Below are 25,283 nucleotides of genomic sequence, written 5' to 3'. Positions count from 1 at the left end.
GCCTTAAACCTCCACTTTGGAGCCGGCGTGCATCCTGCCTGCAAAAGGTTGGGGCATCGACATGTCTGTTCTCAGGGAGATCGTTGCGGCGGTTGCGGGAGTCTACGCGCTCCTGTTCGTCTGCGACGCATTGTTTGGCGTCGGCGAGGCGCGTTTCGTCGACGCCTATTACAGCGCCAGCTTCTACGCGCCGCGGCCGAAGGAATTCCACTTCGCCAGCGACACGCCGCCGGCGGTCCGCGTCAGCGAGGCCTTCGCGCAGTTTGCGCCGGGCGAGGCCAAGCCGAACCGGCGCTACTCGTCTCTGACGACGATCATTCGCTAACGTTCGGCCATTCAGGCTTGCTCCGGCGTCGGGGCGTCGCCGGGATGCTGCCCCGCGCGTTGCGGGAGCAGCAGCAGGCACACCAGCATAAAAGCTGCGATCACGACCGAGGCCAGCGGCCGGCTCAGCGCCAGGCCGCCGTGGTCGAGCGGCTTGTCGAGAAAGTCGCCGACGGTCGCACCCAGCGGACGCGTCAAGATGAAGGCGGCCCAGAACAGCGTGACGCGTGAGACGCGCGTCCAGAAGTAAAGTGCTGCGATAACGGCGAGTCCGGCCGCGAAGATCAGTGCGCCACCGCGATAGCCCATATCCCCGGTATCCGCGATCCAGTCGCCGAGCGCAGTACCCAGTGTTTGTGAAAAGGTGATCGCGCCCCAATAGAACGCCTCAACGCGCGGTGTGCTGACGCTGTTGACCGAGATCGTTCCCTCGGCGCGATACCAGAGGCCGAGCACCAGCACGAGACAAGTGAGCAGCAGCGTCGAGCCGCCGGTATAGCCGATGCCGAGCGAGCGGTCGGCGAAGTCGGCCATCGTGGTGCCGAAGGTGGTCGATGCGACGATGGTGGCCCAATACAGTGCCGGATGGAATTTGCGCGCGCAGACCTGCGCCGCGACCAGCACGATCATGGCCGCGAGGAACAGGCAGGCCCCGGCCAGATAGCCCCAGTTCAGCGTCATGGTGACGGTGTCACCGCCGGTCTCGCCGAGCGTGGTGGCGGCGATCTTGATGATCCAGAAACCGAGCGTGACCTCGGGGACCTTGCTCTCGCTGGTGATATTGCTTTTGGTCTGATCTTCCATGGTGTCCTCGTTGCTGCGTCAGCCGCGGACCGGGATCCGCGGCTGACGGGATGATGGCGCGCAGAGGCGTCAGGACTTCGCGGCGGTATCCATGGCCGCGAGCAGATCAGCGACCGCCTGTTTGCACTTCGCCGCATCCGGCGCGGCCGCGCGCAGCGCCTCCAGCGCGCGGTCGATCGCCTTGTCGACGGTGTGCCAATCGGCTGCCGCGCGCGGCTTCAATCCGGCTTCGGCCTCGTCCCATTTGGTCTCGAGGTCCTTGATCCTTGTCTTGGCGGCGGGGAGGTCGCCCTTGTCGATCAGCGCGGCGACGTCGACCACGATGCTCCGGAACGGCGTGAGATCGCCGAGCTTTGCGGTCGCGGCTTCCGCGAGCGGCACGAAGGTGAAGTGCTGGGTCGCATGAATGCGCGGCTCGCCTGCGAAGGTCGTCACGAGGCAGACGGCGACGGCGGAAATCAGTTTCATCATGTGGTTTCTCCTGGTGGAGCTCCTGCTTCATGCAGAGAGCGGGATTTCGCGGTTGAAGCTATTGCGCCGGATCGGCGCGACGCCTGCCGTCGCCCTCGAAGGCCACCCAGGCGACAAGGCCGACGATCACGGTCAGGAAGGCGATGCTGGTCTGGATCGTGCCGAGGCCGATGCCGCCGTACTCGCGCGATTGCGAGAGCAGATCGCCGAGCGAGGCGCCAAGCGGACGGGTCAGGATGTGGCAAGCCAGAAGGTGAGGACGGGATTGGCGCCGAAGTAATAGGCCATCATCACCGCCGCGATCAGCACGCCGAAGGCGGCGACGCCGAGCTGGAAACCGAGACCAAGTGCTTCGGTGGCAAGATCGCCTGCGGCCGTGCCGAGCGCGAAGGTGAAGAGGATGGCCGTCCAATAAAACAGCTCGCGCCGCGTCGTCACGATGCTGTGGATCGACAGCGTGCGCTCGACGCCGTACCAGACCGCAAAGGTCGCGGCGAGCGCGCAAGCGAACGCCGCTGTGCTGATGTAGAGGCTGATCTCGAGCTTGTCGGTCAGGAGATCCGTGAGCTGCGTGCCGACGATACTGACGAGAACGACGGTCAGCCAGTAGATCCAGGGCACGTAGACGCGGCGGTTCAGTTGCAGCAGCAGTGCAGCGACCAGCAGGCCGCTCATGCAGATCGCGGTCAGGCTGGCGCCTAGGCCGACATGCACCGCGAGATAGTCGGCGCCGGTCTCGCCAACCGTGGTCGAGAGAATCTTGATGGCCCAGAAGATCGCCGTGACCTCCGGAACCTTGTTCAGCATCCGTCTTGCGCCAAAACCTGAATATTGCGACACGCCCAAATCTCCCAAAGCCGAAGCGATGCGAGACCGTCGCGCAGGCGACTTAGGCCGGGCTTAGGGACGAGAATTTTCAATGCGGGGCGGCCTTCGCCGCATTTTGGGCCTGCTGGCGCTCCCTAACTCTGCGCTAAGTCGGAACTGTCATGATTTTGACGGCCGGATGGCCCGGCTTTCGAGGATCGAGCTTTGCGGGTACTGCTGATCGAAGACGACAGGATGGTTGGAGCCGCCGTCGAGCAGGCGCTGAAGGATGCTGCTTACGCCGTCGACTGGGTGAGAGACGGCGAGAGCGCGCTGCTTGCCGCCGCGAGCGAATCCTACGAAGTCCTGCTGCTCGATCTCGGCCTGCCGAACGCGGACGGTCGGGATATCCTGCGGCAGTTGCGCGCGAATGGCTGCAGGTGCCCGGTCATTATCGTCACCGCGCGGGATGGCGTCGATCACAGGATCGAAGGCCTCGATCTCGGCGCCGACGATTATCTGGTCAAGCCGTTCGAGATACGTGAATTGCTGGCGCGGATGCGGGCGGTGCTTCGCCGCGAGGGCAGCGGTGCGCCCGCTGTGCTTGGTAACGGCAGGCTCAGTCTCGATCCTGCGACCCGCGAGGCTTCGCTGTGTGGCCAAACGGCCCTCCTGACCGCGCGCGAGTTCGCGCTGCTCCAGGCTTTGTTGACGCGCCCCGGCACCATCCTGTCGCGGAGCGAGCTCGAGCGACAGCTTTACGGCTGGAACGAGGAGGTCGAAAGCAACGCGGTCGAATTCCTGATCCACACCATCCGCAAGAAGCTCGGCACGGAGGCGATCCGCAACGTGCGCGGGATGGGATGGATGGTGGATCGCGCGCCATGATCAACTCGCTGCGCGGCCGGCTGTTCATCAGCTTGACGACGATCGTGCTGGTGACCGGCCTCATCGGAGGCGTCTTCGCACACCGGTGGGCATTCGATGAGGCGATCGAGACGCAGGACTCCGTGCTGATCCAGATCGCGGGCCTCGTTCAGAGCGGTGGCTTCACCGGAGCTCAGGACCCCCATGGGGTCGATGAAAACTCCGAAGTCTGGCTGATGGAGCTGGGCAGGGCGCCGCAAGGCGCACCCGAGGAGCGCCAGTTGTGGCGGCTTCAGGATGGGATGCGCGATGCAACGCGACAGGGAAAGCCGGTCCGGGTGGTGCTGAGGACGCGATCCGACGGCAGCCGGTTTGCCGTGGCCCAGAGCACGGGTGTCAGGGATGAGATCGCAAGTGACATGGCGCTCCGCACCGTGCTTCCGATCGCCGCGCTGATCCCTTGCCTGATGCTGGTGATCGCCTTTGTCATTGCCGGATCGCTTCGGCCCATGGTCCGGCTGGCGGACGAACTCAACGCACGGCGTGCGGATGACATGACGGCGTTGCCGCTGCGCGACCTCCCAAGCGAACTGAATCCGTTCGTGTCTTCCATCAACGGCCTGTTGCAGCGCATGCACGAGATGATAGGGCAGCAGCGAAGGTTTATCGCGGACGCCGCGCACGAACTGCGCACACCGCTGACGGCGTTGAGCGTACAGGCTGAGAATCTCGATCACGTCGAACTGCCGCCGGCCGCGCGCGAGCGCCTTGCAGCGCTTCGTCAGGGCATGAGTCGCAGCAAGCATCTTCTGGAGCAGTTGCTTGCGCTGGCACGACACGACGCTGCGTCCACCGATTGCGAGCAATGGGAGGTTGTGGAGCTCGATCACGCGGCGAAGAGCGTCATCGCCGATCTGTTGCGGGAGGCCATCAGTCGCGGCGTCGATCTCGGTTTCGAACGGGCCGAGTCTGTTCCGGTGCGCGGCGAGCCGGTCATGCTCGCAGCCATGATCCGCAATCTTCTCGATAACGCGCTCCGTTTCACGCCGGCGGGCGGCAGGATCGATGTGGCGATTTACCGGGACGGTGCCGTGGCTGTGCTTCGGATCGAGGACAATGGGCCGGGCGTGTCCCCCGAAGAGATCGGCCGGATATTCGAGCCGTTCTTCCGTGGGCAGCGGCCGGAAGGAGAGGGCGTCGGTCTAGGCCTCTCGATCGTCAAGCGGATTGTCGATCGACTTGGGGGATCGATCGACGCTGCGAACATCACGGAGGGCGAACGAAGCGGATTGCGGATCGTCATCAAGCTGCCCGCGGCGGCCGCGTAATGTCACTCCCCCTGGATCCATTCCGCCACGCCGCGCCACAGCGTGTCGCGGTGCTCGGGGCGGAAGAAGCCGAAATGGCCGATCGCCTTGGCGCCGACGTCGGACGGCTTCACCGTCAGCACCTCCGGCTTGATCGCGGAGAAGCCGCTCGCGAGCAGCTCGACCGCGGGCCGCGTTGCCCAGGGATCGTCGGAGAAGCAGAGTGCGCGTAGTTCGCCCTTGAATTTTGCGAAGTTCTCCAGCGCCGGCAATTTGGAGTCGAACAGATAGCGCGGGCTGGAGACCCAGTCGGCCCATTGCAGGAAGACGCCCTTGGGCAGATCCTCGCCGATGCCGGCCCAGGCCGGGGCGTAGCCGAGCGCGTGGACGAGCGGCACGCCGACGAAATTCATGAAGGCGTAGACGCGATATTTTTCCGGCGACGCCATCAGTTGCCAGGTCGCGGCCTGCGAGGCCACGAACGCGGCGCGTGAAATGTCGCTGTTGTTGTCGATCAGCCCCAGCGCCTGGCCGCCGAAGGAGTGGCCGACATAGGCGAGCGGCAGGGTGGTGTAGCGCTCGCGCATCCAGCGCACCGCGGCGGTGACGTCCTGCGCGGCCCAGTCCGACATCGAGGCCTTGAATCCGACCAGAGATTTCGGCTGGTTGTAGCCGACCATCGCCGGCTGCCGGGAATCGCCGATGCCGCGATAATCGTAGGTCAGGACCGCGCAGCCGCGATGGGCGAGGTAGGAGGCAAAGCCGCGATAGATTTTTCGCGGGACGGCGGTGGCGGAGTTGATCAGCACGGCATGGCGTTTGGTGCCGCGCGGCAGGAAGAGGGTGCCTGCCAGCGGATACCCGTCCGTCGCCGGGAAGGTGATCTCGTCGATGAAAACGTCGTCGCGCGCCGCGTCCATGGGCAGCCGATGTCCTGCCGGTTTCCTTGCCAGCCCTCAGCAAATGCGAATTCGGCTTTCCCCGCAAGGGTTTGCAGTGCGAAATGGATTTACAACTGGCGGCGGGGGACCGGGCTGTGTATAAGGCGGCCCTCGCAACCCACAGATCAGGTTGTGCTTTTTTACTTCACGGAGAGATTGCGATGTCCGAGCGGTGGACGCCCGAGTCCTGGCGCAGCAAGCCGGTGCTACAGGTGCCCGATTATCCCGACGCCAAGGCCTTGGCCGACGTGGAGGCGCAGCTTGCGACCTTTCCGCCGCTGGTGTTCGCGGGTGAGGCGCGCAATCTGAAGAAGTCGCTGGGGCGCGTTGCGGCCGGCGAGGCCTTCCTGCTCCAGGGCGGCGATTGCGCCGAGAGCTTTGCCGAGCACGGCGCCAACAACATCCGCGATTTCTTCCGGGTGCTGCTGCAGATGGCGGTGGTGCTGACCTATGCCGGCGCGGTGCCGGTGGTGAAGGTTGGCCGCATTGCCGGCCAGTTCGCAAAACCGCGGTCGTCGCCGACCGAGAAGATTGATGGCGTCGAGCTGCCGAGCTATCGCGGCGACATCGTCAACGACATCGCCTTCACCAAGGAAGCGCGCGTGCCGGATCCGCAGCGCCAGCTTATGGCCTATCGCCAGTCGGCCGCGACGCTGAACCTGCTGCGTGCGTTCGCGACCGGTGGTTACGCCAATCTCGGCAGCGTGCATGAGTGGATGCTCGGCTTCCTCAAGGATAGCCCGCAGTCCCGCCGCTACAAGGAGCTGGCCGACCGCATCTCGGACGCGCTCAATTTCATGCGCGCCTGTGGCCTCGATCTCGAGGCCCATCCCGAGCTGCGCTCCACCGATTTCTACACCAGCCACGAAGCGCTGCTGCTCGGCTACGAGCAGGCCATGACCCGCGTCGATTCCACCACCGGCGACTGGTACGCGACCTCGGGCCACATGATCTGGATCGGCGACCGCACCCGTCAGCTCGATCACGGCCATGTCGAATATTTCCGCGGCATCAAGAACCCGATCGGCCTGAAGTGCGGCCCGTCGCTCAAGCCCGACGAGCTCTTGAAGCTGATCGACGTGCTCAACCCTGACAACGAGCCGGGCCGGCTGACGCTGATCAACCGCTTTGGCTCCGACAAGGTCGCCGACCATCTGCCGGGACTGATCCGCGCCGTGAAGCGCGAGGGCAGGGTTGTGGTCTGGTCGTGCGATCCCATGCACGGCAACACCATCACCTCGACGTCGGGCTACAAGACACGCCCGTTCGACCGCGTCCTGTCGGAGGTGAAGTCGTTCTTCACGATCCACGCGGCGGAAGGCACGCACGCCGGCGGCGTGCATCTGGAGATGACCGGCCAGGACGTCACCGAGTGTATCGGCGGCGCCCGCGCGATCACCGACGAGGATCTCAACGACCGCTACCACACGGTCTGCGATCCCCGCCTCAATGCCGAGCAATCGATCGACATGGCTTTCCTGATCGCGGAGCTCCTCAAACAGGAACGCGCCGGCAAGGCCAGGCCGATGCCGGTCGCCGCGGGGCTCTAACACCTTGCTGCGGATCTGGAAGGCGACGATCAATTCACGTAACGGTCTGGCCTTCGCGTTCCGGTCGGAGCAGGCCGTTCGCGAGGAGATTTTTGCGCTCATCCTGTCGGTGCCGCTGGCGTGGTTCGTCGCCGCGACGGCGCTGCGGGCGGTCGAGCTGGTCTGTTCGGTTGCGTTCGTGCTGACGGTCGAGCTGCTCAACACCGCGATCGAGAAGCTTGCCGATCGCCTGACCATGGATCACGACAAGCAGATCGGCCGGGTCAAGGACATGGGCTCGGCCGCGGTCGGCGTTGCGCTGCTGATGGCCGGCGCGTTCTGGATCATCGCCATCATCGAGCGATTGGGGTTCCTCTGAAGCGGAGTGCGGCGGCCATGACCGAACGTCTCAACGTATTCGCGGTCACGCTCGCCCAACTCAATCCGACCATGGGCGACATCGAGGGCAATGCCGCGAAGGTGCGTGCGGCGCGCGCGCAAGCCAGGTCCGACGGCGCCGATCTCGTGCTGTTTCCGGAATTGTTCATCGCCGGCTACCCGCCGGAAGATCTGGTACAGAAGCCGGCGTTCCAGGACACCTGCCGCGCCGCGATCGAGGCGCTCGCGCGCGAGACTGCGGATGGCGGCCCGGCGGTGCTGGTCGGCACGCCCTGGATCGAGGACGGCAGGCTCCATAATGCCTGCGCGCTGCTCGATGGCGGAAAAATCGCCGCCTTGCGCTTCAAGTGCAATCTGCCGAATTACGGTGTGTTCGACGAGAAGCGGCTGTTTTCGCGCGGACCTGCCGCAGGTCCCGTGACCGTGCGCGGCGTGCGCATCGGCGTGCCGATCTGCGAGGACATCTGGCTGGAGGAGTCCGAGGATTACGAGAACGTGGTCGAGACGCTGGCCGAGACCGGCGCCGAGATCATCCTGGTGCCGAACGGCTCGCCCTATGCCCGCGACAAGAGCGACGTACGCCTCTCGGTCGCCGTGGCGCGCGTTACCGAGAGCGGCCTGCCGCTGGTCTATCTCAACCAGGTTTGCGGCCAGGACGAGCTGGTGTTCGACGGCGGTTCCTTCGCGCTCAACGGCGATCTCTCGCTCGCGGCGCAATTGCCGGCGTTCGAAGAGAGCGTTACCACACTGCGCTTCACCAGGAACGGCGACGACTGGCGCTGCGCCGGACCGATCGCCGCGCAGCCGGAGGGCGACCACGCCGACTACGCGGCCTGCGTGCTGGGCTTGCGCGACTACGTCGCCAAGAACGGATTTCCCGGCGTTCTGCTCGGCATTTCCGGCGGCATCGACTCCGCTCTCTGCGCGGCGATCGCGGTCGATGCGCTCGGTGCCGACCAGGTGCATGGCGTGATGCTGCCTTATCGCTACACCGCGGCGAGCTCGATCGCGGACGCGGGCGAACTCGCCGGGCATCTCGGAATCCGCTACGAGGTGCTGCCGATCGCTGAAGCCGTGACCGGCTTCGAGACCATCCTGTCCGGCATCTTCAAGAATCTGCCGCCCGATATCACCGAGGAAAACCTGCAGGCCCGCACCCGCGGCACGCTGCTGATGGCGATCTCCAACAAAACCGGGCTGATGGTGGTGACGACCGGCAACAAGTCGGAAATGTCGGTCGGCTACGCCACGCTCTATGGCGACATGAACGGCGGCTTCAATCCGATCAAGGATATCTACAAGACGCAGGTGTTTCGGCTGGCCGCGCTGCGCAACCACTGGAAGCCCGACGGCGCGCTAGGGCCCGCGGGCGAGGTCATTCCTCCCGATATCATCACGCGCCCGCCGACGGCGGAGCTGCGCGAGAACCAGACCGACCAGGACTCGCTGCCGCCTTATGACGTGCTCGACGCCATCCTGGAGCGTTTGATCGAGCGCGAGGAGCCGCTCGACAAGATCATCGCCGCCGGCTTCGACCGCGAGACGGTCACCCGCATCGATCATCTGCTCAACGTCGCCGAATACAAGCGCCGCCAGGCCGCACCGGGCGTGAAGGTGACGGCCAGGAATTTCGGCCGCGACCGCCGCTATCCCATCACCAACCGCTTTCGCGACAAGGGCGAGCCGTCGCCTGCGGCGGACCAGACGCTGATCTCGCGCGGCAGCAAGGCGTCGATCGACGCCTTCGAGGGCTGATGCGAGCCGCGCGGCGGATCAGGCGATGGCGCCCCACCGCTGTCATCATCCGCGAAGGCGGATGATCCAGTACTCCGTGGCGGGCATTGTAGGAACCGACTGCTGACACGGGTTACTGGATGCCCCGCCTTCGCGGGGCATGACAGTGCGAAATCAGCTTGCTGCTACGACGGGACTGCGAAAAACATCACCCGAAGCAAGTGGGTGTATTCGGATTCGAGCACCATGATGGTCACAAACACCATTACCGCGATCGGCGGCAGCAGGATGGCATAGGTGAGGGCCAGCCGCTCCCAGGCCATGTGCATGAAGACGGCGACGATCAGGCCGGCCTTCAACACCATGAACAGCAGGATCAGCGACCACCTGAGGTAGCCGTGTAGGCCAAAGTAGTCGACGAGGTAGGAGCACGTGCTGAGGACGAACAGCCAGCCCCAGACCACGAGGTAGAGCTTGATCGGGTGCTGTTGCCCCTTGGCGTGCACGGCTGCTGTTGCGACTGCGCCGTGCGCCGGAGCGTGGAGCTGGCCTTCCATGTGTACCGCCGCGTTTGTCATGCGCCGACCTCACCAAAGATAGAACAATGCAAAGATGAACACCCACACGAGATCGACGAAGTGCCAGTACAGGCCCATGATCTCGACGATCTCGTAATAGCCCTTGCGGCTTGTGAAGAAGCCGCGCCTCTCGACGTCGAAGTCGCCCCGCCAGACCTTTCGCGCGATCGCGATCAGGAAGATCACGCCGATCGTCACGTGGGTGCCGTGGAAACCCGTGATCATGAAAAAGCTTGAGCCAAACTGCGCCGCGCCCCATGGATTGCCCCAGGGTCGAACGCCCTCCATGATCAGCTTGGTCCATTCGAACGCCTGCATTCCGACGAAGGTTGCGCCGAAGGCCGCCGTGACCAGCATCAGGATTGCGGTTCTCACGCGATCCCGGCGGTAGCCGAAATTGACGGCCATCGCCATCGTGCCGCTGCTGCTGATCAGGACGAAGGTCATGATGGCGATCAGGATCAGCGGGATGTGGTGGCCCCCGATATTGAGGGCGAAGACTTCGCTGGGATTCGGCCACGGCACGGTCGTGGACATGCGCGCCGTCATGTAGGAGAGCAGGAAGCAACTGAAGATGAAGGTGTCGCTGAGGAGGAAGATCCACATCATGGCCTTGCCCCAGGACACGTTCTTGAAGGCGCGCTGATCGGACGCCCAGTCGGCGGCGATACCGCGCCAGCCTTCAAGCCGCGCAGGCGATTGGCCCGAATGTGTCAGCACGGTTTCAGCCATCTGGTCTCGCCTCCCTAGCTCAGCAATTGACGGCATATGTTGACGAAATCGTCGGTCCAGCCCGTGAGAAGCCCGAGCAGGACAAGCCAGACCAACAGCAGGAAGTGCCAGTAGATGGCGCACAGCTCCACGCTCAAGCGCATGTCGGCGATCTCGGTGCCGCGCCACACCTTGGCCGAGGTTCGCCCGAGGGCCACCAGGCCGCCCGTCAGATGCAGCCCGTGCACCGCAGTCAACAGGTAGAAGAAGGAATTGGCTGGATTGGACGCCATGAAATATCCGGCAGCCCCGAGCCGTTGCCAGGCCAGGAGCTGTCCGGCGAGGAAGATCACGGCAGATGCTCCGCCGGCGAGCAGACCGATCTTGACGCTCTCGGTATCGTGTCGCCCAGCAGCCACGTACGACCATTGCAGCGCGACACTGCTCAGGACCAGGACGCCCGTGTTGACCCACAGCAGCCGCGGGACCGGCAGCGGCCGCCAGTCCACCACGCTCATGCGCATCGAGTAGGCGCTGATGAAGAGGACGAACAGTGTGCTCGCGACAGCGAGAAACACGCCAAGTCCGACCTTCGCTGCCGGCCAGGTCATGCTATCGCCGCCGGGGAAGTCACCGATCGAGCCTTCCTCCAGCCAGGGCTTGGCCATCAGCCGCTGCTGCGACAGCCACCATCCGGCGATCACCGCAAGCACAGCCAGGAACAGGATGATGGCGCTCACGAAGCAGCTCCCTGAACGAGCTGCGTCGCGCGTGGTGGCTGGTTCTGCGGAATGAAGTCCTCCGCGGCGCCGGGCACACTGTAGTCATAGGCCCAGCGGTACACGACCGGGAGCTCCTTGCCCCAGTTGCCGTGCCCTGGAGGCGTCTCCGGCGTCTGCCACTCCAGCGTCGTCGCCCGCCACGGATTGCCGCCCGAGGCCTCGCCCTTGAACAGGCTCCAGGCAAGGTTGAACAGGAACACCATCTGGCTGAAGCCGACGGTCAAGGCCACCACGGAGATGAAGGCGTTCAGTGTATGGGCCGAGGACGGGATGAACGCCGTGTCGCCGAGTTCGAAATACCGGCGCGGAACCCCGAGCAGTCCAAGATAGTGCATGGGGAAGAAGATCAGGTAGGCGCCGAGGAAGGTGACCCAGAAGTGAAACTTGCCGAGGAGGTCGTTCAGCATCCGTCCCGTGACCTTGGGGTACCAATGATAGATCGCGCCGAGCACGACCATGATCGGTGCCACGCCCATCACCATGTGGAAATGCGCGACCACGAACATGGTGTCCGAGAGGGGCACGTCCACGACGACGTTGCCGAGGAAGAGGCCGGTGAGGCCGCCATTCACGAAGGTGATGATGAAGCCGAGGGCGAACAGCATCGGCACCCTGAGATGAATGTCGCCGCGCCACAGGGTCAGCACCCAGTTGTAGACCTTGATCGCGGTGGGGATCGCGATGATGAGCGTCGTGGTGGCGAAGAAGTACCCGAATTGCGGGAACATGCCGCTCACATACATGTGGTGCGCCCACACGACGAAGCTGAGCGCACCAATCCCCACGATGGCCCAGACCATCATGCGATAGCCGAAGATGTTCTTGCGCGCATGCGTGCTGATCAGATCGGAGACGATGCCGAAGGCGGGCAGGGCGACGATGTAGACCTCGGGGTGGCCGAAGAACCAGAACAGGTGCTGGAAGAGCAGCGGGCTGCCGCCGCCATATTTCGAAAGCGTGCCCATTTCGACGAGGGAGGGCATGAAGAAGCTGGTTCCCAGGAGACGGTCGAGCAGCAGCATGACCGAGGCAACGAAGAGTGCAGGGAATGCCAGCAACGCCATGACGGTCGCCGTGAAAATGCCCCACACCGTCAGGGGCAGGCGCATCAACGTCATGCCGCGGGTGCGCGCCTGCAGCACCGTGACCACGTAATTCAGCCCGCCCATGGTGAAGCCGATGATGAACAGGATCAGGGACGACATCATGAGAATGATGCCCCAATCCTGCCCGGGCGTTCCGGAGAGGATGGCTTGTGGTGGGTATAGCGTCCAGCCGGCGCCGGTGGGGCCGCCGGGCACGAAGAATGTCGAGGCCAGCACCAGGACTGCGAGCAGGTAGACCCAGTAGCTCAGCATGTTCACATAGGGGAAGACCATGTCCCGGGCGCCGACCATCAGCGGGATCAGGTAGTTGCCGAAGCCGCCCAGGAACAATGCGGTGAGCAGATAGATCACCATGATCATGCCGTGCATGGTGATGAACTGGAGGTACTGGTTGGCATCGATGAAAGAGAAGGTGCCAGGGAATCCCAGTTGCAGTCGCATCAGCCACGACAGCACCAGGGCCACCAGCCCGATGGCCGAGGCCGTCAGCGAATACTGAATGGCGATCACCTTGGCGTCCTGCGAGAAGACATACCGTGTCCACCAGCTCCTTGGATGATAGAGCTCGACTTCAGGTACTTCGGCAGGCGGGATGCCTGCGATCCCTTCATATGGAATATCGACCATAGAAACCTCCTCGGTCGTTTCCATCGGGGGTGAGGCGTCGGCCTCGTGCACCCGATCCATCTTCGCAGCGGCAGCCTGCTACTTGCCACCGGATTGGTACGTCGCCTTCACGACAGCTCTTGCCGGCGACAATTCGGCAAACGTCTTTTGTTGCTCAAGCCAGGCGTGATATTCACGCTCTTCGTCGACGATGACCTTGGCCCGCATCTGATAATGAGCCGCGCCACAAAGCTCCGCACATAGAACATCGAACGTTCCGGTTCGGATCGGCGTTATCCAGAAGTAGGTCACCATGCCAGGGACCATGTCCATCTTGGCGCGGAATTCGGGCACGTAGAAATCGTGCAGGACATCAACCGAGCGGAGGAGAACCTTGACCGGCTTTCCCATTTGAAGGTGCAGGTCGCCGTTCTCGATTACGACGTCGTCTTGCGCGTGCGGGTCGTCACGATTGAGTCCCATCGGATTGTCGGAAGCGATGTTGCGGACATCGGATGTGCCCAACCGCCCATCCTTGCCCGGAAGGCGGAAGCTCCATTGCCATTGCTGGCCCATGACCTCGACCTCGGTGGCATCCGCAGGCACCGTCACGAACTGGTGCCAGACCACGAGGCCAGGCGCCAGCATGGCCGCGACTCCGACGCCGGTCCCGACGCTCAGCCACCATTCGAGCTTTTTGTTTTCCGGATTATAGTCAGCCCGTCTTCCCTCTTTGTGGTGAAAGCGAAAGACGCAATAGGCCATGAAGGCGATGACCGCGACGAAAACGAAGCCCGTGATCCAGAACGTGATGCTGATGGTGTGGTCGATATAGGCCCAGTTCGTGGCGATCGGCGTCCACCACCACGGGCTGTAGAGGTGAAACAGCACCGAGCCGATCGCGACCAGAAGCAGTATCAGTGCGACAGCCATCCTGATCCATCCTTGCCATCGAAGGCTACGGATACGAATCCAGGGCGGAGCTCACGTCTGTCGCGATGGCGGACTTTCTCTACGCGGACATCTATGCTGACATATGCGCCATCACCGCGCCTCTTGCCTCGCCCATTCAACCGGTCGCGATATTCAAGAGGAACACCGCGACCGCTGGGGGCGTCCAGACTTTTAAAATGATCCCCCGCGAACCCGGCGTCAATAGCATGTCAACACGCTTAGGCGGCGTGGGCGATCCATGTTGCCGTGCAAGCTGGCGAGTGTCAGTCGCATTCTCGATGTGATGCATCGCACAAAATAAGCGACGCACAATTCACCCCGCCGGGAGCGCTGGTCATTCCAGATCGCGCGCGCTAAGCTCGGGGCGCAGGTCGCGACGGGTTTCGTCCGGCTAAGCTCCTTCCTCGTTGAGCCTGGAACTGCCGTACTCGGCTCGATCGCGTCTCCCGCACATAAGGGCGGATACGCGCGGCCGGAAAGCGCGCCGTTTGCCGCCGCGACTTTCAGCAGAGGAGGGTGTGTCCATGGCCACTCTTTATCCCGACAACATCATAAAGCGGCACCTGTTCGGCGAAGCGGCCTCCTACCCCATTCGCAAGATCAGCTTGTCCGACCTGACCGAGGCCCTACGCCTGGGTTGGGAGGATTTCCAGGCGATGCCGAGCCACGCGATCGTCGTGTGCGTGATTTATCCCGTTCTCGGTCTCGTCCTGTTCAGGATGGTTCTCGGCTATTCGGTGCTGCCGCTCCTGTTTCCGCTGGCTGCCGGCTTTGCCTTGATCGGCCCTTTTGCCGCGATCGGTCTCTATGAACTCAGCCGGCGTCGCGAGCGCGGCGAGGAGGTCGATGCATGGGATGCGATCAAGGTGCTGCGCGCACCGTCGTTCGGCGCCATGGTCGAGCTCGGCGTGCTCCTGCTGGTCCTGTTCGGGGCCTGGATCGGTGTCGCGAACGCAATCTATGTCACGATCTTCGGTCACGCGGCGGCCGCAAGCATTCCCGACTTCGCAACGCGGGTGCTGACGACACCGGAAGGCTGGTCGCTCATCATCGTCGGTTGCGGTTGTGGCTTCCTGTTTGCGGTTGTGGCCTTGTGCGTCAGCGTCGTGTCGTTTCCGTTGATGCTCGACCGGCATGCGACTGCGATCGACGCGATCCGCACGTCGCTCCGAGCGGTGGCCGCGAATCCGGTTGCGATGGCCGGATGGGGCCTCATCGTCGCGGCGCTGCTCGTGATCGGCTCGCTGCCGTTCTTCGTCGGTCTCGCTGTCGTCCTGCCGGTGCTCGGTCATGCCACCTGGCACCTCTATCGGCGGGTGGTCGAGCCGAATCCGAATCCACCGGACGAGCCGCCGCCGCCCCCGAAGGGAAAGCGCTACGCAGCGGACTTTCCGGCCAATCTCTTCCCGTGGAGCCGCGAGGGTAAGCAGTAACAGCGAAACGGCCGCACCTGGCGGCCGCCTTCGCGGGGCATGACGGGTTAGAGCCTACCTCTGCTGCTGCGGCAGGAACGTCGGACCGACCGAGCGGATCGGCTTGTTCTCCGACGACGGGGGGGCCGTGCCGGTATCCGCAGGCGCTGCCGCAGCCGGTGCGCTGGCCGTCGTCGGCGCGGGAGCCGCGCCCTTCTTGGCAGTCGCAGGCGTGCCCTTGTTGAGCCGCTGCTGCTGCATCTTCTTGGCGCTCTCCTCGGTGACGATGATGTCACCTTGCTGCTCGGCCGCCGCCTTGTCGTCTGCGGATTTCAGCGCGTCGGCCCAGGTCTGGCCTGCGGCCTTGCAGGAGCAGGACGGGTTGAACTCGCTGCGGAATTTGAACGCGGTCGGCAGCGCCGTGTAGGGCTGGCCGCTGGTGGAGACCGCGGAGTTCATGTCCTCGCCGGGATTGCGATGGGTGTAGAGCACGGCTTCCGCGGCCGGGCACAGCGCCTTGCAGGTCTTCTCGTCGTCGGGGAAGCGCGCCGGCACGGTGGCAAACGAGACCGGGAAATAGGCGCCATCGCAGGTGCGCACGCACACGGTGCGGTAGGTGCCGGATTGCGGTCCGAGATCGGAGGGCGGCACGCCTTGCGGATTGTTGGGGTTGTTGCCGCCGCCGCCGAACAGATTGTTCAGGAAGTTGCCGCCGCCTTGCGATTGCGCGGCGTTGGCATATTGCGGGCCGCAATTGTTCTGCGCCAGCGCCGCCAGCACCGAGCGGCGCTGGTTGTCGCGCTCTGGGCTGAAGCCGCCGGGGCCGCCGCCGCGCAGGCGTTCGAGATTGCCGGTGATCTGGTCCAGATTGGCGCGCATCTGCTGGATCTGGGTGTTGACCGGGCCGCATTGCGCCGACTGGCCGTTGAACAGCGAGAAGAAGCCGGAGGAATCGCAGCCCATGCGCTTGGCCTGCATGGTGACGCGGTCGAGCTCGGCCTGCTGCTTGGCCTGGGAATCCTGGTAGCGGCGGATCTGGTCTTCCCGCGCGGGGTCGCCACCGCCACCGCCGCCGCCACGATCGAGCCCGGCGAGCTGGCCTTCCAGCCGCACGCACATCGGATTTGGTCCAAGCCCGTTCTGGCCGGGCTGAGGCGGCGGGCCGGGCGGGCCGGCTTGCGCGAAAGCACCGTTGGCGAGCACGACCGTGCTCAGAAGCACGGTGCAGGCAAGGATGGAGCGAGCACGGGAGAGAGACAAAAATTCAGGCATATCCGCCATTCTAGCGAGGTCACGGCCCAGCGTGATTTTGGGGGCCGACGCGCGCCCTCCAATAGCCGCTTCCTGCGGCATCGTCACGTCGTTTCAGGGGCCGAAAACTGGTCCTAAGGTCCGCCAGCTCCGAGGGAATTCAGCGCTGGCAGGTGATTGCGACATATTCGTCGCAATGGCCATGGGAGCAGTTTGCGCCAGTTTTGGGGACAGAGCCGGTAATTTCGTCGGGATCGACCCGGCGGTAGGCCGAGGCCTGGGCAAAATCGCGTGACTGGCAATAGGTGCGCGCGACCTGTGCGCCGCATTTCTCACCCTTGGCGAGGCACTGGTCGACACCGTAGCCGTCCGCCTGGTTGGCGATGATGAAGACGCGGGTCTCGGCGAACGCGCTGGATGCCGCGACGATGGAGGCACAAGAGACGAGCGCGAGCAGGGATCGCATGGGTGCACCGGGGCTATAGGGAACCGCCGGGTTCCAAGTAAACTCAAAAGGTTAAGGATGATGAACCATCAAGGCGGGACGGCCGCGCTTTGCGGAGATAAAACGGCGTTTTCGCGGCTCTCTTGACGCGGGGGCGCCTCGTGGCCCATATGTTCCCGCATGAACGGTCTCCTCGCCATTTGTGGCATTTGCCGCGAGATTACGAGCTAGCGATTCGCTGGCTGGAGCCGTCTTTTCTCAAAAACATTGAGAGCCTCGGACGCCCGGCCAACAGCCGACGGGTATCCATATGGAATTGCGCCTTTACGATACGCTGAGCCGGGATAAGCGCACCTTCGTGCCGCTCGATGCGAAGAACGTCCGCATGTATGTCTGCGGACCGACCGTCTACGACTTCGCCCATATCGGCAATGCGCGGCCGGTGATCGTGTTCGACGTGCTGTTTCGGCTGCTGCGCCATCTCTATGGCGAGGCGCACGTGACGTATGTCCGCAACATCACCGACGTCGACGACAAGATCAACGACCGCGCCGCGCGCGATTTTCCGGGGCTCCCGCTGAACGAGGCCATCCGGAAAGTCACTGAACAGACCGGCAAGCAGTTTCACGCCGACGTCGATGCGCTTGGTGCACTCCGGCCGAGCGTCGAGCCGCGCGCGACCGAGCATATCGGCGAGATGCGCGAGATCATCGAAAGGCTCATCAAGGGCGGCTTTGCCTATGCTGCCGAGGACCATGTGCTGTTCTCGCCGCAGGCGATGAATGCGGCCAATTCCGGGTTGCCGCGCTATGGCGCGCTGTCCAATCGCTCGCTGGACGAGATGATCGCCGGCGCTCGCGTCGATGTCGCGCCCTACAAGAAGGACAACACCGACTTCGTGCTGTGGAAGCCGTCCAAGCCGGGTGAGCCGTCATGGCCGTCGCCGGCCGGCATCAAGGCAGACGGCCGTCCGGGCTGGCACATCGAGTGCTCGGCCATGGCCTGGAAGCATCTCGGCGAATATTTCGACATCCATGGCGGCGGTATCGACCTCGTGTTTCCGCATCACGAGAACGAGGTCGCGCAGACCTGCTGCGCCTTCCACCAGCAGCGCATGGCGAACTACTGGATGCATAACGGCTTCCTCCAGGTCGAGAGTGAGAAGATGTCGAAGTCGCTCGGCAACTTCGTCACCATCCACGAGCTGCTCGCGACAGACTCTTTCGGTGGTCGTCCCTGGCATGGCGCTGTGCTGCGTTTCGCGATGATGCAAACGCACTATCGTCAGCCTATTGACTGGACACTCGAAAAGCTCAAGCACGCTAGAGAGGAGCTGTTCTCATTCAGCGTTGCTGCAGGCAACCCAATCGTTGCTGCTCAGTTGGCCGCGGAGAAGGCCCAAGGCATCACACCATCGGTGGATGAAGATGTTATCGCTGCGCTCGCGGACGACCTCAATACTTCACTCGCAATTACTCGCCTTCGAGCTCTCGCAAGGGAAGCGCGTACAGACGTTAACTCCGCTAAGAGCCTATTAGCCAGTTTGGAGTTTCTGGGCATTATGGATGAAAGGTCTATCCAGTATTTTAGTTTGGCCGGACCGATCACCGACATCAGTGTCGGTCAGATCATGATGCAACGCGATGATGGCTCAATTGCCGAGCGCATCAGGGTGGCACAATCTAATGGCCAATCCGATACAGTATCTGAGTTGCGTAAAAAGATAGAGAGTTGGGGAGTAAACGTCAGCCTCGAAAATGGTGTTCTTTCTATTACCTCTCGAGGAGATGATGGGTCGATTGAATCCAAGATAGAGTCCTTAATTGCAGATCGCGCGGCAGCGCGAACGCGAAAGGATTTCCAGGAATCTGACCGTATCCGCGACGAGCTTGCGGCGATGGGCGTCGTATTGAAGGACGGCAAGGATGCCGAGGGAAGGCCCACGACGACCTGGGAGGTCGCGCGATGAAGCGGCCCGACACGCCTTTCCCACGGCACTGGCTCTATTACATCGCGCTGAAGATCCTGCTGCTCGCGGCCGCCGTGGCGCTGGCGCTGAAACTCTATGGGATGTGGTGAAGACGATGGGACAGACTTTGCCAAAACCCGGCTTGCGGCCGTTCCTGCCTGATGACGTGCCGGTTCTCGCCGCGATCTTCACGGCAAGCATCGAGGAGCTGACCGGCGAAGACTACAACGAGGCGCAGCAGCAGGCCTGGATGGAAGCGGCGGAAACCGAAGAGTTCGGCAAGCGGCTCGCGGCCGACCTGACGCTGGTCGCGACGCTGGAGGGCTCGCCCGTCGGCTTCGCCTCGCTGCGCGGGGCCGATCACATCCATATGCTCTATGTGCATCCCGCCGTGACCGGTCAGGGCATCGCGACCATGCTGGTGGACGCGCTGGAAAAGCTCGCCGGCGGCCGTGGCGCGACCAGCCTGTCGGTCGATGCCAGCGACACCGCGCAAAACTTCTTCGCCAAGCGCGGCTATGTCGCCATGCAGCGCAACAGCATCACCATCAACGACGAGTGGCTCGCCAACACCACGATGAAGAAGACGCTCGGAGCTGCGCAATGAGCAAGGAGCGTCTCTATCTGTTCGACACCACGCTGCGCGACGGGGCGCAGACCAACGGCGTCGATTTCACCCTGACCGACAAGCAGGTCATCGCGGCGATGCTCGACGATCTCGGCATCGACTATGTCGAGGGCGGCTATCCCGGCGCCAATCCGACCGACACCGAGTTCTTCGGCACCAAGCCCAAGCTCAAGCATGCGCGTTTCACGGCCTTCGGCATGACGCGCCGGGCAGGGCGCTCGGTCTCCAACGATCCCGGCGTGGCCGGGCTGCTCGAAGCGAAGGCCGACGCGATCTGCTTCGTGGCGAAGTCCTCGGCCTATCAGGTGCGCGTCGCGCTGGAGACGACGAAGGAAGAAAATCTGGCGTCGATCCGCGACAGCGTCGCGGCGGCGAAGGCAGCGGGCCGCGAGGTCATGCTCGACTGCGAGCACTTCTTCGACGGCTACAAGGAGGATTCAACCTTCGCGCTCGCCTGCGCCAAGGCCGCCCATGAGGCCGGCGCGCGCTGGGTGGTGCTGTGCGACACTAATGGCGGCACCATGCCGAACGAGATCGAGGCCATCGTCACCGAGGTGACGAAACACATCCCGGGCGACCATGTCGGCATCCACGCCCATAACGACACCGAGCAGGCCGTGGCCAATTCGCTGGCCGCGGTGCGGGCCGGCGCGCGGCAGATCCAGGGCACGCTGAATGGTCTCGGCGAGCGCTGCGGCAACGCCAATCTGTGCTCGCTGATCCCGACGCTGAAGCTCAAGAAGGAGTTTTCCGACGCCTTCGAGATCGGCGTCACGCCCGAAAAGCTCGCAACTCTCGTCAAGGTCTCGCGCACCCTCGACGACATGCTCAACCGCGTGCCGAACCGGCATGCGGCCTATGTCGGCGAGAGCGCCTTCGTCACCAAGACCGGCATTCATGCTTCCGCCGTGCTGAAGGACCCGCAGACGTATGAGCATGTGCTGCCGGAATTGGTCGGCAATCATCGCAAGGTGCTGGTGTCAGACCAGGCCGGACGCTCCAACGTCATCGCGGAGCTGGACCGGGCCGGCATTGCCTACGAGAAGAGCGATCCCAAGCTGACGCGGCTGGTCGAGGAATTGAAGGAGCGCGAGGCGGCGGGCTACGCCTATGAATCCGCCAACGCCTCGTTCGACCTCTTGGCGCGGCGCACGCTCGGCAAGGTGCCGCATTATTTCGAGGTCGAGCAGTTCGACGTCAACGTCGAGCAGCGCTACAATTCGCACGGTGAGCGCGTCACCGTCGCGCTTGCCGTGGTCAAGGTCGACGTCGCCGGCGAGCGTTTGATCTCGGCCGCGGAAGGCAACGGTCCCGTCAACGCGCTCGACGTCGCGCTGCGCAAGGATCTCGGCAAGTACCAGAAGTACATCGAGGGCCTGACGCTGATCGACTACCGCGTCCGTATCCTCAACGGCGGCACCGGCGCGGTCACGCGCGTGCTGATCGAGAGCGAGGACGAGAACGGCGATCGCTGGACCACGGTCGGCGTGTCCCCGAACATCATCGACGCCTCGTTCCAGGCGCTGATGGATTCGGTGATCTACAAGCTGGTGAAGTCGGGGGCGCCGGCGTAGGGGACGGCAATGTAAGGGACGGCGCGGCCACAAACGCCGTCATTGCGAGGAGCGAAGCGACGAAGCAATCCAGAATCGTTCCGCGGAGGGGCTCTGGATTGCTTCGCTTCGCTCGCAATGACGAGGGGAGGGAGCACGGCATATGATCGACCACATCTCCGTCGGCGTCACCGATCTCGATCGCTCTGCAAAATTCTACGAGACCACGCTCGCGGCCCTCGGGCTCGCGCGCCTCGTCGTGCGGCCGCGGACGGTCGGCTTCGGCAAGACCTATCCCGAGTTCTGGATCAACTTACGCGAGGGGATGCCGCGCGTGGCAGCGGAGAGCGGCGTGCACATCTGCCTGCGGGCGAAGACGACGGCCGAGGTCGATGCGTTTCACGCCGCGGCGCTGTCCGCCGGCGGTGCGTCCGACGGCGCGCCGGGCATCCGTCCGCATGACCGCGTGCGCTACTACGTGGCCTTCGTGACCGATCCCGATGGCAACCGGATCGAGGCGGTGACGTTTCCGGCGGAGTAAGGCGCTAGAGCTTGCGCGCCACTTCCGGGGCGAGCTGCGTTTCAGATTCGGCGATCTGTGCCGCTGCCGCTTTCAGCTTCGGCAGAATATCCTCGACGCGATCGGCCTTGAGGATGTCGACCGAAAGGCCGGCGCGGATGAACTCGGTCTGGCGCATGTGCGACAGCAGCGAGAACAGCGGCTCCCAGAAATTGTCGATGTTGGCTAGCAGCACCGGCTTGGCGTGACGGCCGAGCTGTTTCCAGGTCAGCTGCTCCACCAGCTCTTCGAGCGTGCCAACGCCGCCCGGCAGAGCCACGAAGGCGTCGGAGCGCTCGAACATCAGCCGCTTGCGCTCGTGCATGTCGGGGGTGACGATCATCTCCTGCACGCGGGTCAGCGCGTTCTCGCGCTTCCGGAGGAATTCAGGAATGATGCCGGTGACGGTGCCGCCGTGATCGAGCACGGAGGTCGCGACCGAGCCCATCAGGCCGAGCGAGCCGCCGCCATAGACCAGGCGGACGTTGTTCTCGGCGAGAGCCTTGCCGAACGCCTTGGCGCCTTCGGTGAAGCTGGGATTGGTTCCTGGGCCGGAGCCGCAATAGACGCAGACAGTTTTGATCGTGCTCATTGGTGCCATGATGCATTGCAGCGCAGGGGCGTCAAGCCCAATCGGTGATTCGGATCACCCGGAAATCTACCGGTAAATGGCGACAAACAATCAAAGATTCGCCATCTGGCGGGGTGCGCTGGCATCGGGAAGGCTCTATATGACGGGCGAAAACCGCAAATCGTAACGCTGCCCGCACCCGGCGGGCTTTCAGGCTTCTTGATGGACCAACCTCAATCGTTCGACGGCGCAGACGTTCCCGATCCTCCCGCAGGGGGAGCGCTGGAGCGAGCCACGCTGATGGGCACGCTGGCGCATCTGTGGCCCTATATCTGGCCGGGCGACCGTTTCGACCTGAAGATGCGGGTGGTCTGGTCGATGGTGCTGCTGCTCGCCGCCAAGCTGATCACGCTGACCGTGCCGTTCAGCTTCAAATGGGCGACGGATGCGCTGACCGGCGCCAACACCGCACCGGTGCAGCCCGACAACTGGCACCTCTGGGTGATCGCCTCGCCATTGCTGCTGACCGCAAGCTATGGCGTGACGCGCATCCTGATGGCGGTGCTGACGCAATGGCGCGACGGCATCTTCGCTCGCGTCGCCATGCATGCGGTGCGCAAGCTCGCCACCATCACCTTCATCCACATGCACGAGCTGTCGCTGCGCTTTCACCTCGAGCGCAAGACCGGCGGCCTGACCCGCGTGCTCGAGCGCGGCCGCGAGGGTATCGAGGTCATCGTGCGCATGGTGATCCTGCAGCTGATCCCGACCATCGTCGAGGTCACGCTGCTGCTGGCGGTGCTGCTGTGGCAGTTCGACTGGCGCTACGTGGTGGCGACGCTGATCACGGTCGCGGTCTACATGTACTACACCTACATCGCGACCGAGTGGCGGATCGGGATCCGCCGCAAGATGAACGATTCCGACACCGAGGCGAACACCAAGGCGATCGACTCGCTGCTCAACTACGAGACGGTGAAATATTTCAGCGCCGAGGCGCGCGAGGCGCAGCGCTACGACCGCTCGGTCGCGCGCTACGAGGAGTCGAGCGTCCAGGCCTATACGTCGCTCGCGGTGCTCAACACCGGCCAGGCCGTGATCTTCACGTTCGGGCTGACCGCGACCATGCTGATGTGCGCGATCGGCGTGCGCAACGGCACCAACACGGTCGGCGATTTCGTGCTGGTCAATGCCATGATGATCCAGCTCTACCAGCCGCTGAATTTCATGGGCATGGTCTATCGCGAGATCAAGCAGGCCATCATCGACATCGAGAAGATGTTTGGCGTGCTCGGCCGCGAGGCCGAGATCAAGGATGCGCCCGATGCGCAGCCGCTGGTGATCTCGGCCGGCAATCTGCGTTTCGATGACGTGCGATTTGCCTATGAGCCGACGCGGCCGATTCTCAAAGGCATCAGCTTCGAGGTGCCGGCCGGCAAGACGGTCGCGATCGTCGGCCCGTCCGGGGCGGGCAAGTCGACCATCTCGCGGCTTCTGTTCCGCCTCTATGACGTGTCCGGCGGCAAGATCCTGATCGACGGCCAGGACATCCGCGAGGTCACGCAGGATTCACTGCGCGCCTCGATCGGAATGGTGCCGCAGGATACGGTGCTGTTCAACGATACCATCCGCTACAACATCCGCTACGGCCGCTGGGATGCTGATGATGCCGAGGTCGAAGAGGCGGCGCGGCTGGCGCAGATCGATCATTTCATCCGCATGGCGCCGATGGGTTACGAGACCCAGGTCGGCGAGCGCGGCCTGAAGCTCTCGGGCGGCGAGAAGCAGCGCGTCGCCATCGCGCGCACCGTGCTCAAGGCGCCGCCGATCCTGGTGCTGGACGAGGCGACCTCGGCGCTCGATACCCACACCGAGCACGAGATCCAGGGCGCGCTCGACCGCGTGGCGAAGAACCGCACCTCGCTGGTGATCGCGCACCGGCTTTCCACCATCGTCGGCGCCGACGAGATCATCGTGCTGGACCAGGGCCGCATCGCCGAGCGGGGCACCCACGCCAAGCTGCTCGTGCAGGGCGGCCTCTATGCCAGCATGTGGAACAGGCAGCGCGAGGCCGAGGCGGCACGCGAGAAACTGGCCAAGATGGCGGATTCCAGCGAGGCGCCCAACCGGGAGCCGCCGCCGGTCGACGACGCCCTCGCGACGTCAGCGGCCGCGGAGTGACCTTGTCTCGGGTCCCAACTCTGGCCTAAACAACTCCACCGCGCGGGGACGACCCGGCGCCATCAACTTCCAGGCGGCAGATAGCGATGTCCATCCTCGATTCGATCCAGCGTCAGATCCCGCCGATCCACAAGGAGGGCTATCCCTTCATTGGCGGCTTTGCGCTGGCAAGCCTGATCCTGTTCTGGCTGTGGTCGCCGCTCGGGTGGATCGGCACGATCCTGACCGTGTGGTGCGCGCTGTTTTTCCGCGACCCCGTGCGCGTGACGCCGGTGCGCGAGGGGCTCGTGGTGTCGCCGGCCGACGGCCGCGTCTCGATGATCACCATGGCGCTGCCGCCGGCCGAGCTCGGGCTCGGCGACCGGCCGCTGCCGCGCATCTCGGTGTTCATGAGCGTGTTCAACTGCCATGTGAACCGCAGCCCGATCGCGGGCAGGGTGGACCGCATCGCCTACCGGCCCGGCCTGTTCATCAACGCCGAGCTCGACAAGGCGAGCGAGGACAATGAGCGCAACTCGCTCGTGATCACGACGCCGACGGCGCGGATCGGCGTGGTCCAGATCGCGGGGCTCGTCGCCAAGCGCATCGTCTGCTTCGTCAGGGAAGGGCAGGCGATCGGGGCGGGCGAGCGGTTTGGCCTGATCCGCTTCGGCTCGCGCCTCGACGTCTATTTGCCCCTGGGTACCAAGGCGCTGGTGTCGGAAGGGCAGACGGCGATCGCCGGGGAGACGATTTTGGCCGATCTTGCCGGGGACGACCCAAGCCGCGCCTACCGCGCCAATTAACCAATAGTC

Annotated in this window: 23 protein-coding genes and 3 pseudogenes; 14 read left to right on the top strand and 12 right to left on the bottom strand. The window is 63.9% G+C overall.

Features of this window, described 5'->3' with window-relative positions; all coding sequences use genetic code 11:
* The first annotated feature begins 61 nt into the window (after window positions 1-61).
* A complete protein-coding gene (locus tag HAP41_RS29740; RefSeq protein ID WP_166094259.1) occupies window positions 62-325 on the top strand; it encodes a hypothetical protein in 264 nt (87 codons plus the stop codon).
* Window positions 326-336: 11 nt separating this feature from the next.
* Here the strand turns inward: HAP41_RS29740 and HAP41_RS29735 are convergent, their stop codons facing one another.
* The 3 genes and pseudogenes from HAP41_RS29735 to HAP41_RS29725 all read right to left on the bottom strand — a co-directional run bounded on the left by HAP41_RS29735 (window position 337) and on the right by HAP41_RS29725 (window position 2,406).
* Window positions 337-1,128, bottom strand: coding sequence for a COG4705 family protein (locus HAP41_RS29735; RefSeq protein WP_166094266.1), 792 nt, complete (start codon window positions 1,126-1,128; stop codon window positions 337-339).
* A gap of 69 nt (window positions 1,129-1,197) precedes the next feature.
* Window positions 1,198-1,599, bottom strand: a complete 402-nt coding sequence (locus tag HAP41_RS29730) for a hypothetical protein (protein ID WP_175618063.1) — start codon at window positions 1,597-1,599, stop codon at window positions 1,198-1,200.
* Window positions 1,600-1,657: 58 nt separating this feature from the next.
* A pseudogene (locus HAP41_RS29725) lies at window positions 1,658-2,406 on the bottom strand (COG4705 family protein).
* A gap of 255 nt (window positions 2,407-2,661) precedes the next feature.
* Here HAP41_RS29725 and HAP41_RS29720 point away from each other — a divergent pair.
* On the top strand, window positions 2,662-3,294 hold the full coding sequence (locus tag HAP41_RS29720; RefSeq protein ID WP_321576374.1) for a response regulator transcription factor: 633 nt from the start codon (window positions 2,662-2,664) through the stop codon (window positions 3,292-3,294).
* The gene (locus HAP41_RS29715) at window positions 3,291-4,601 is read left to right on the top strand and encodes an ATP-binding protein (protein ID WP_166094296.1); all 1,311 of its coding nucleotides are present in this window, start codon (window positions 3,291-3,293) and stop codon (window positions 4,599-4,601) included. The genes HAP41_RS29720 and HAP41_RS29715 overlap by 4 nt, the downstream gene beginning before the upstream one ends.
* A gap of 2 nt (window positions 4,602-4,603) precedes the next feature.
* Here the strand turns inward: HAP41_RS29715 and HAP41_RS29710 are convergent, their stop codons facing one another.
* Window positions 4,604-5,500: an alpha/beta hydrolase family protein gene (locus tag HAP41_RS29710; protein WP_166094302.1), complete on the bottom strand. Its 897-nt coding sequence runs from the start codon at window positions 5,498-5,500 to the stop codon at window positions 4,604-4,606.
* Between the two features lie 182 nt (window positions 5,501-5,682).
* Here HAP41_RS29710 and HAP41_RS29705 point away from each other — a divergent pair, with 182 nt between their 5' ends.
* The 3 genes from HAP41_RS29705 to HAP41_RS29695 are packed head-to-tail and all read left to right on the top strand — an operon-like array spanning window position 5,683 to window position 9,204.
* Entirely contained in the window at window positions 5,683-7,071 is a 1,389-nt protein-coding gene (locus tag HAP41_RS29705) for a class II 3-deoxy-7-phosphoheptulonate synthase (RefSeq protein WP_166094311.1), read from the top strand.
* Window positions 7,072-7,075: 4 nt separating this feature from the next.
* Entirely contained in the window at window positions 7,076-7,429 is a 354-nt protein-coding gene (locus tag HAP41_RS29700; RefSeq protein WP_063983991.1) for a diacylglycerol kinase, read from the top strand.
* Window positions 7,430-7,446: 17 nt separating this feature from the next.
* The gene (locus HAP41_RS29695) at window positions 7,447-9,204 is read left to right on the top strand and encodes an NAD+ synthase (RefSeq protein ID WP_166094317.1); all 1,758 of its coding nucleotides are present in this window, start codon (window positions 7,447-7,449) and stop codon (window positions 9,202-9,204) included.
* A gap of 164 nt (window positions 9,205-9,368) precedes the next feature.
* Here the strand turns inward: HAP41_RS29695 and HAP41_RS29690 are convergent, their stop codons facing one another.
* The 5 genes from HAP41_RS29690 to HAP41_RS29670 all read right to left on the bottom strand — a co-directional run bounded on the left by HAP41_RS29690 (window position 9,369) and on the right by HAP41_RS29670 (window position 13,899).
* Window positions 9,369-9,761, bottom strand: coding sequence for a cytochrome C oxidase subunit IV family protein (locus HAP41_RS29690; protein WP_063983989.1), 393 nt, complete (start codon window positions 9,759-9,761; stop codon window positions 9,369-9,371).
* A gap of 9 nt (window positions 9,762-9,770) precedes the next feature.
* On the bottom strand, window positions 9,771-10,493 hold the full coding sequence (locus tag HAP41_RS29685) for a heme-copper oxidase subunit III family protein (protein ID WP_063983988.1): 723 nt from the start codon (window positions 10,491-10,493) through the stop codon (window positions 9,771-9,773).
* Window positions 10,494-10,507: 14 nt separating this feature from the next.
* Window positions 10,508-11,212, bottom strand: coding sequence for a cytochrome c oxidase subunit 3 (locus HAP41_RS29680; RefSeq protein ID WP_166094326.1), 705 nt, complete (start codon window positions 11,210-11,212; stop codon window positions 10,508-10,510).
* Window positions 11,209-12,987, bottom strand: coding sequence for a cbb3-type cytochrome c oxidase subunit I (locus tag HAP41_RS29675; RefSeq protein ID WP_166094331.1), 1,779 nt, complete (start codon window positions 12,985-12,987; stop codon window positions 11,209-11,211). Before HAP41_RS29675 ends, HAP41_RS29680 begins: the two co-directional genes overlap by 4 nt.
* 78 nt (window positions 12,988-13,065) lie before the next feature.
* Entirely contained in the window at window positions 13,066-13,899 is an 834-nt protein-coding gene (locus tag HAP41_RS29670) for a cytochrome c oxidase subunit II (protein ID WP_071915136.1), read from the bottom strand.
* Between the two features lie 545 nt (window positions 13,900-14,444).
* Between HAP41_RS29670 and HAP41_RS29665 the strand changes: the two genes are divergently transcribed.
* On the top strand, window positions 14,445-15,353 hold the full coding sequence (locus tag HAP41_RS29665) for a DUF2189 domain-containing protein (RefSeq protein ID WP_166105719.1): 909 nt from the start codon (window positions 14,445-14,447) through the stop codon (window positions 15,351-15,353).
* Window positions 15,354-15,407: 54 nt separating this feature from the next.
* On the opposite strand, the gene HAP41_RS29660 is transcribed toward HAP41_RS29665, so the two are convergent.
* Together HAP41_RS29660 and HAP41_RS29655 are read right to left on the bottom strand one after the other, a co-directional pair.
* Window positions 15,408-16,613 carry a DUF2865 domain-containing protein gene (locus tag HAP41_RS29660; protein WP_166094347.1) on the bottom strand — a complete coding sequence of 402 codons (1,206 nt, stop codon included), beginning with the start codon at window positions 16,611-16,613 and terminating at the stop codon, window positions 15,408-15,410.
* Window positions 16,614-16,743: 130 nt separating this feature from the next.
* A complete protein-coding gene (locus HAP41_RS29655; RefSeq protein ID WP_166094360.1) occupies window positions 16,744-17,049 on the bottom strand; it encodes a hypothetical protein in 306 nt (101 codons plus the stop codon).
* 289 nt (window positions 17,050-17,338) lie between these two features.
* On the opposite strand from HAP41_RS29655, the pseudogene cysS reads away from it, so the two are divergent.
* The 5 genes and pseudogenes from cysS to HAP41_RS29635 all read left to right on the top strand — a co-directional run.
* A pseudogene (gene cysS, locus HAP41_RS29650) lies at window positions 17,339-18,589 on the top strand (cysteine--tRNA ligase); the annotation flags it as partial.
* Between the two features lie 246 nt (window positions 18,590-18,835).
* Window positions 18,836-18,997, top strand: a pseudogene (locus tag HAP41_RS50400) (CysS/YqeB C-terminal domain-containing protein); the annotation flags it as partial.
* A 115-nt stretch (window positions 18,998-19,112) separates the two neighbouring features.
* Window positions 19,113-19,604 (top strand): GNAT family N-acetyltransferase, encoded by a 492-nt coding sequence (locus tag HAP41_RS29645; RefSeq protein ID WP_063986451.1) that lies wholly within the window; start codon window positions 19,113-19,115, stop codon window positions 19,602-19,604.
* Window positions 19,601-21,199, top strand: a complete 1,599-nt coding sequence (gene cimA, locus HAP41_RS29640; RefSeq protein WP_166094380.1) for a citramalate synthase — start codon at window positions 19,601-19,603, stop codon at window positions 21,197-21,199. The genes HAP41_RS29645 and cimA overlap by 4 nt, the downstream gene beginning before the upstream one ends.
* A gap of 142 nt (window positions 21,200-21,341) precedes the next feature.
* Window positions 21,342-21,719: a VOC family protein gene (locus HAP41_RS29635; protein ID WP_166094383.1), complete on the top strand. Its 378-nt coding sequence runs from the start codon at window positions 21,342-21,344 to the stop codon at window positions 21,717-21,719.
* Window positions 21,720-21,723: 4 nt separating this feature from the next.
* On the opposite strand, the gene HAP41_RS29630 is transcribed toward HAP41_RS29635, so the two are convergent.
* Window positions 21,724-22,329, bottom strand: coding sequence for an LOG family protein (locus HAP41_RS29630; RefSeq protein ID WP_071915130.1), 606 nt, complete (start codon window positions 22,327-22,329; stop codon window positions 21,724-21,726).
* 201 nt (window positions 22,330-22,530) lie between these two features.
* Between HAP41_RS29630 and HAP41_RS29625 the strand changes: the two genes are divergently transcribed.
* Together HAP41_RS29625 and HAP41_RS29620 are read left to right on the top strand one after the other, a co-directional pair.
* Entirely contained in the window at window positions 22,531-24,489 is a 1,959-nt protein-coding gene (locus tag HAP41_RS29625; RefSeq protein WP_166094388.1) for an ABCB family ABC transporter ATP-binding protein/permease, read from the top strand.
* An 86-nt stretch (window positions 24,490-24,575) separates the two neighbouring features.
* The gene (locus HAP41_RS29620) at window positions 24,576-25,274 is read left to right on the top strand and encodes a phosphatidylserine decarboxylase (protein ID WP_166094391.1); all 699 of its coding nucleotides are present in this window, start codon (window positions 24,576-24,578) and stop codon (window positions 25,272-25,274) included.
* Window positions 25,275-25,283: the final 9 nt, after the last annotated feature.

The sequence above is a fragment of the Bradyrhizobium barranii subsp. apii genome (genome assembly GCF_011516635.5).
Classification (GTDB): domain Bacteria; phylum Pseudomonadota; class Alphaproteobacteria; order Rhizobiales; family Xanthobacteraceae; genus Bradyrhizobium; species Bradyrhizobium barranii.
The sequence above is the reverse complement of the archived record's forward strand: the minus strand, read 5'-3'. Positions and strand labels throughout refer to the sequence as shown.

Bases quoted from the DNA above. Each gene is read 5' to 3' on its own strand.
- HAP41_RS29740 (WP_166094259.1), top strand. From the start codon at position 62: ATGTCTGTTCTCAGGGAGATCGTTGCGGCGGTTGCGGGAGTCTACGCG.
- HAP41_RS29735 (WP_166094266.1), bottom strand. From the start codon at position 1,128: ATGGAAGATCAGACCAAAAGCAATATCACCAGCGAGAGCAAGGTCCCC.
- HAP41_RS29730 (WP_175618063.1), bottom strand. From the start codon at position 1,599: ATGATGAAACTGATTTCCGCCGTCGCCGTCTGCCTCGTGACGACCTTC.
- HAP41_RS29720 (WP_321576374.1), top strand. From the start codon at position 2,662: ATGGTTGGAGCCGCCGTCGAGCAGGCGCTGAAGGATGCTGCTTACGCC.
- HAP41_RS29715 (WP_166094296.1), top strand. From the start codon at position 3,291: ATGATCAACTCGCTGCGCGGCCGGCTGTTCATCAGCTTGACGACGATC.
- HAP41_RS29710 (WP_166094302.1), bottom strand. From the start codon at position 5,500: ATGGACGCGGCGCGCGACGACGTTTTCATCGACGAGATCACCTTCCCG.
- HAP41_RS29705 (WP_166094311.1), top strand. From the start codon at position 5,683: ATGTCCGAGCGGTGGACGCCCGAGTCCTGGCGCAGCAAGCCGGTGCTA.
- HAP41_RS29695 (WP_166094317.1), top strand. From the start codon at position 7,447: ATGACCGAACGTCTCAACGTATTCGCGGTCACGCTCGCCCAACTCAAT.
- HAP41_RS29690 (WP_063983989.1), bottom strand. From the start codon at position 9,761: ATGACAAACGCGGCGGTACACATGGAAGGCCAGCTCCACGCTCCGGCG.
- HAP41_RS29685 (WP_063983988.1), bottom strand. From the start codon at position 10,493: ATGGCTGAAACCGTGCTGACACATTCGGGCCAATCGCCTGCGCGGCTT.
- HAP41_RS29675 (WP_166094331.1), bottom strand. From the start codon at position 12,987: ATGGTCGATATTCCATATGAAGGGATCGCAGGCATCCCGCCTGCCGAA.
- HAP41_RS29670 (WP_071915136.1), bottom strand. From the start codon at position 13,899: ATGGCTGTCGCACTGATACTGCTTCTGGTCGCGATCGGCTCGGTGCTG.
- HAP41_RS29665 (WP_166105719.1), top strand. From the start codon at position 14,445: ATGGCCACTCTTTATCCCGACAACATCATAAAGCGGCACCTGTTCGGC.
- HAP41_RS29660 (WP_166094347.1), bottom strand. From the start codon at position 16,613: ATGGCGGATATGCCTGAATTTTTGTCTCTCTCCCGTGCTCGCTCCATC.
- HAP41_RS29655 (WP_166094360.1), bottom strand. From the start codon at position 17,049: ATGCGATCCCTGCTCGCGCTCGTCTCTTGTGCCTCCATCGTCGCGGCA.
- HAP41_RS29645 (WP_063986451.1), top strand. From the start codon at position 19,113: ATGGGACAGACTTTGCCAAAACCCGGCTTGCGGCCGTTCCTGCCTGAT.
- cimA (WP_166094380.1), top strand. From the start codon at position 19,601: ATGAGCAAGGAGCGTCTCTATCTGTTCGACACCACGCTGCGCGACGGG.
- HAP41_RS29635 (WP_166094383.1), top strand. From the start codon at position 21,342: ATGATCGACCACATCTCCGTCGGCGTCACCGATCTCGATCGCTCTGCA.
- HAP41_RS29630 (WP_071915130.1), bottom strand. From the start codon at position 22,329: ATGAGCACGATCAAAACTGTCTGCGTCTATTGCGGCTCCGGCCCAGGA.
- HAP41_RS29625 (WP_166094388.1), top strand. From the start codon at position 22,531: ATGGACCAACCTCAATCGTTCGACGGCGCAGACGTTCCCGATCCTCCC.
- HAP41_RS29620 (WP_166094391.1), top strand. From the start codon at position 24,576: ATGTCCATCCTCGATTCGATCCAGCGTCAGATCCCGCCGATCCACAAG.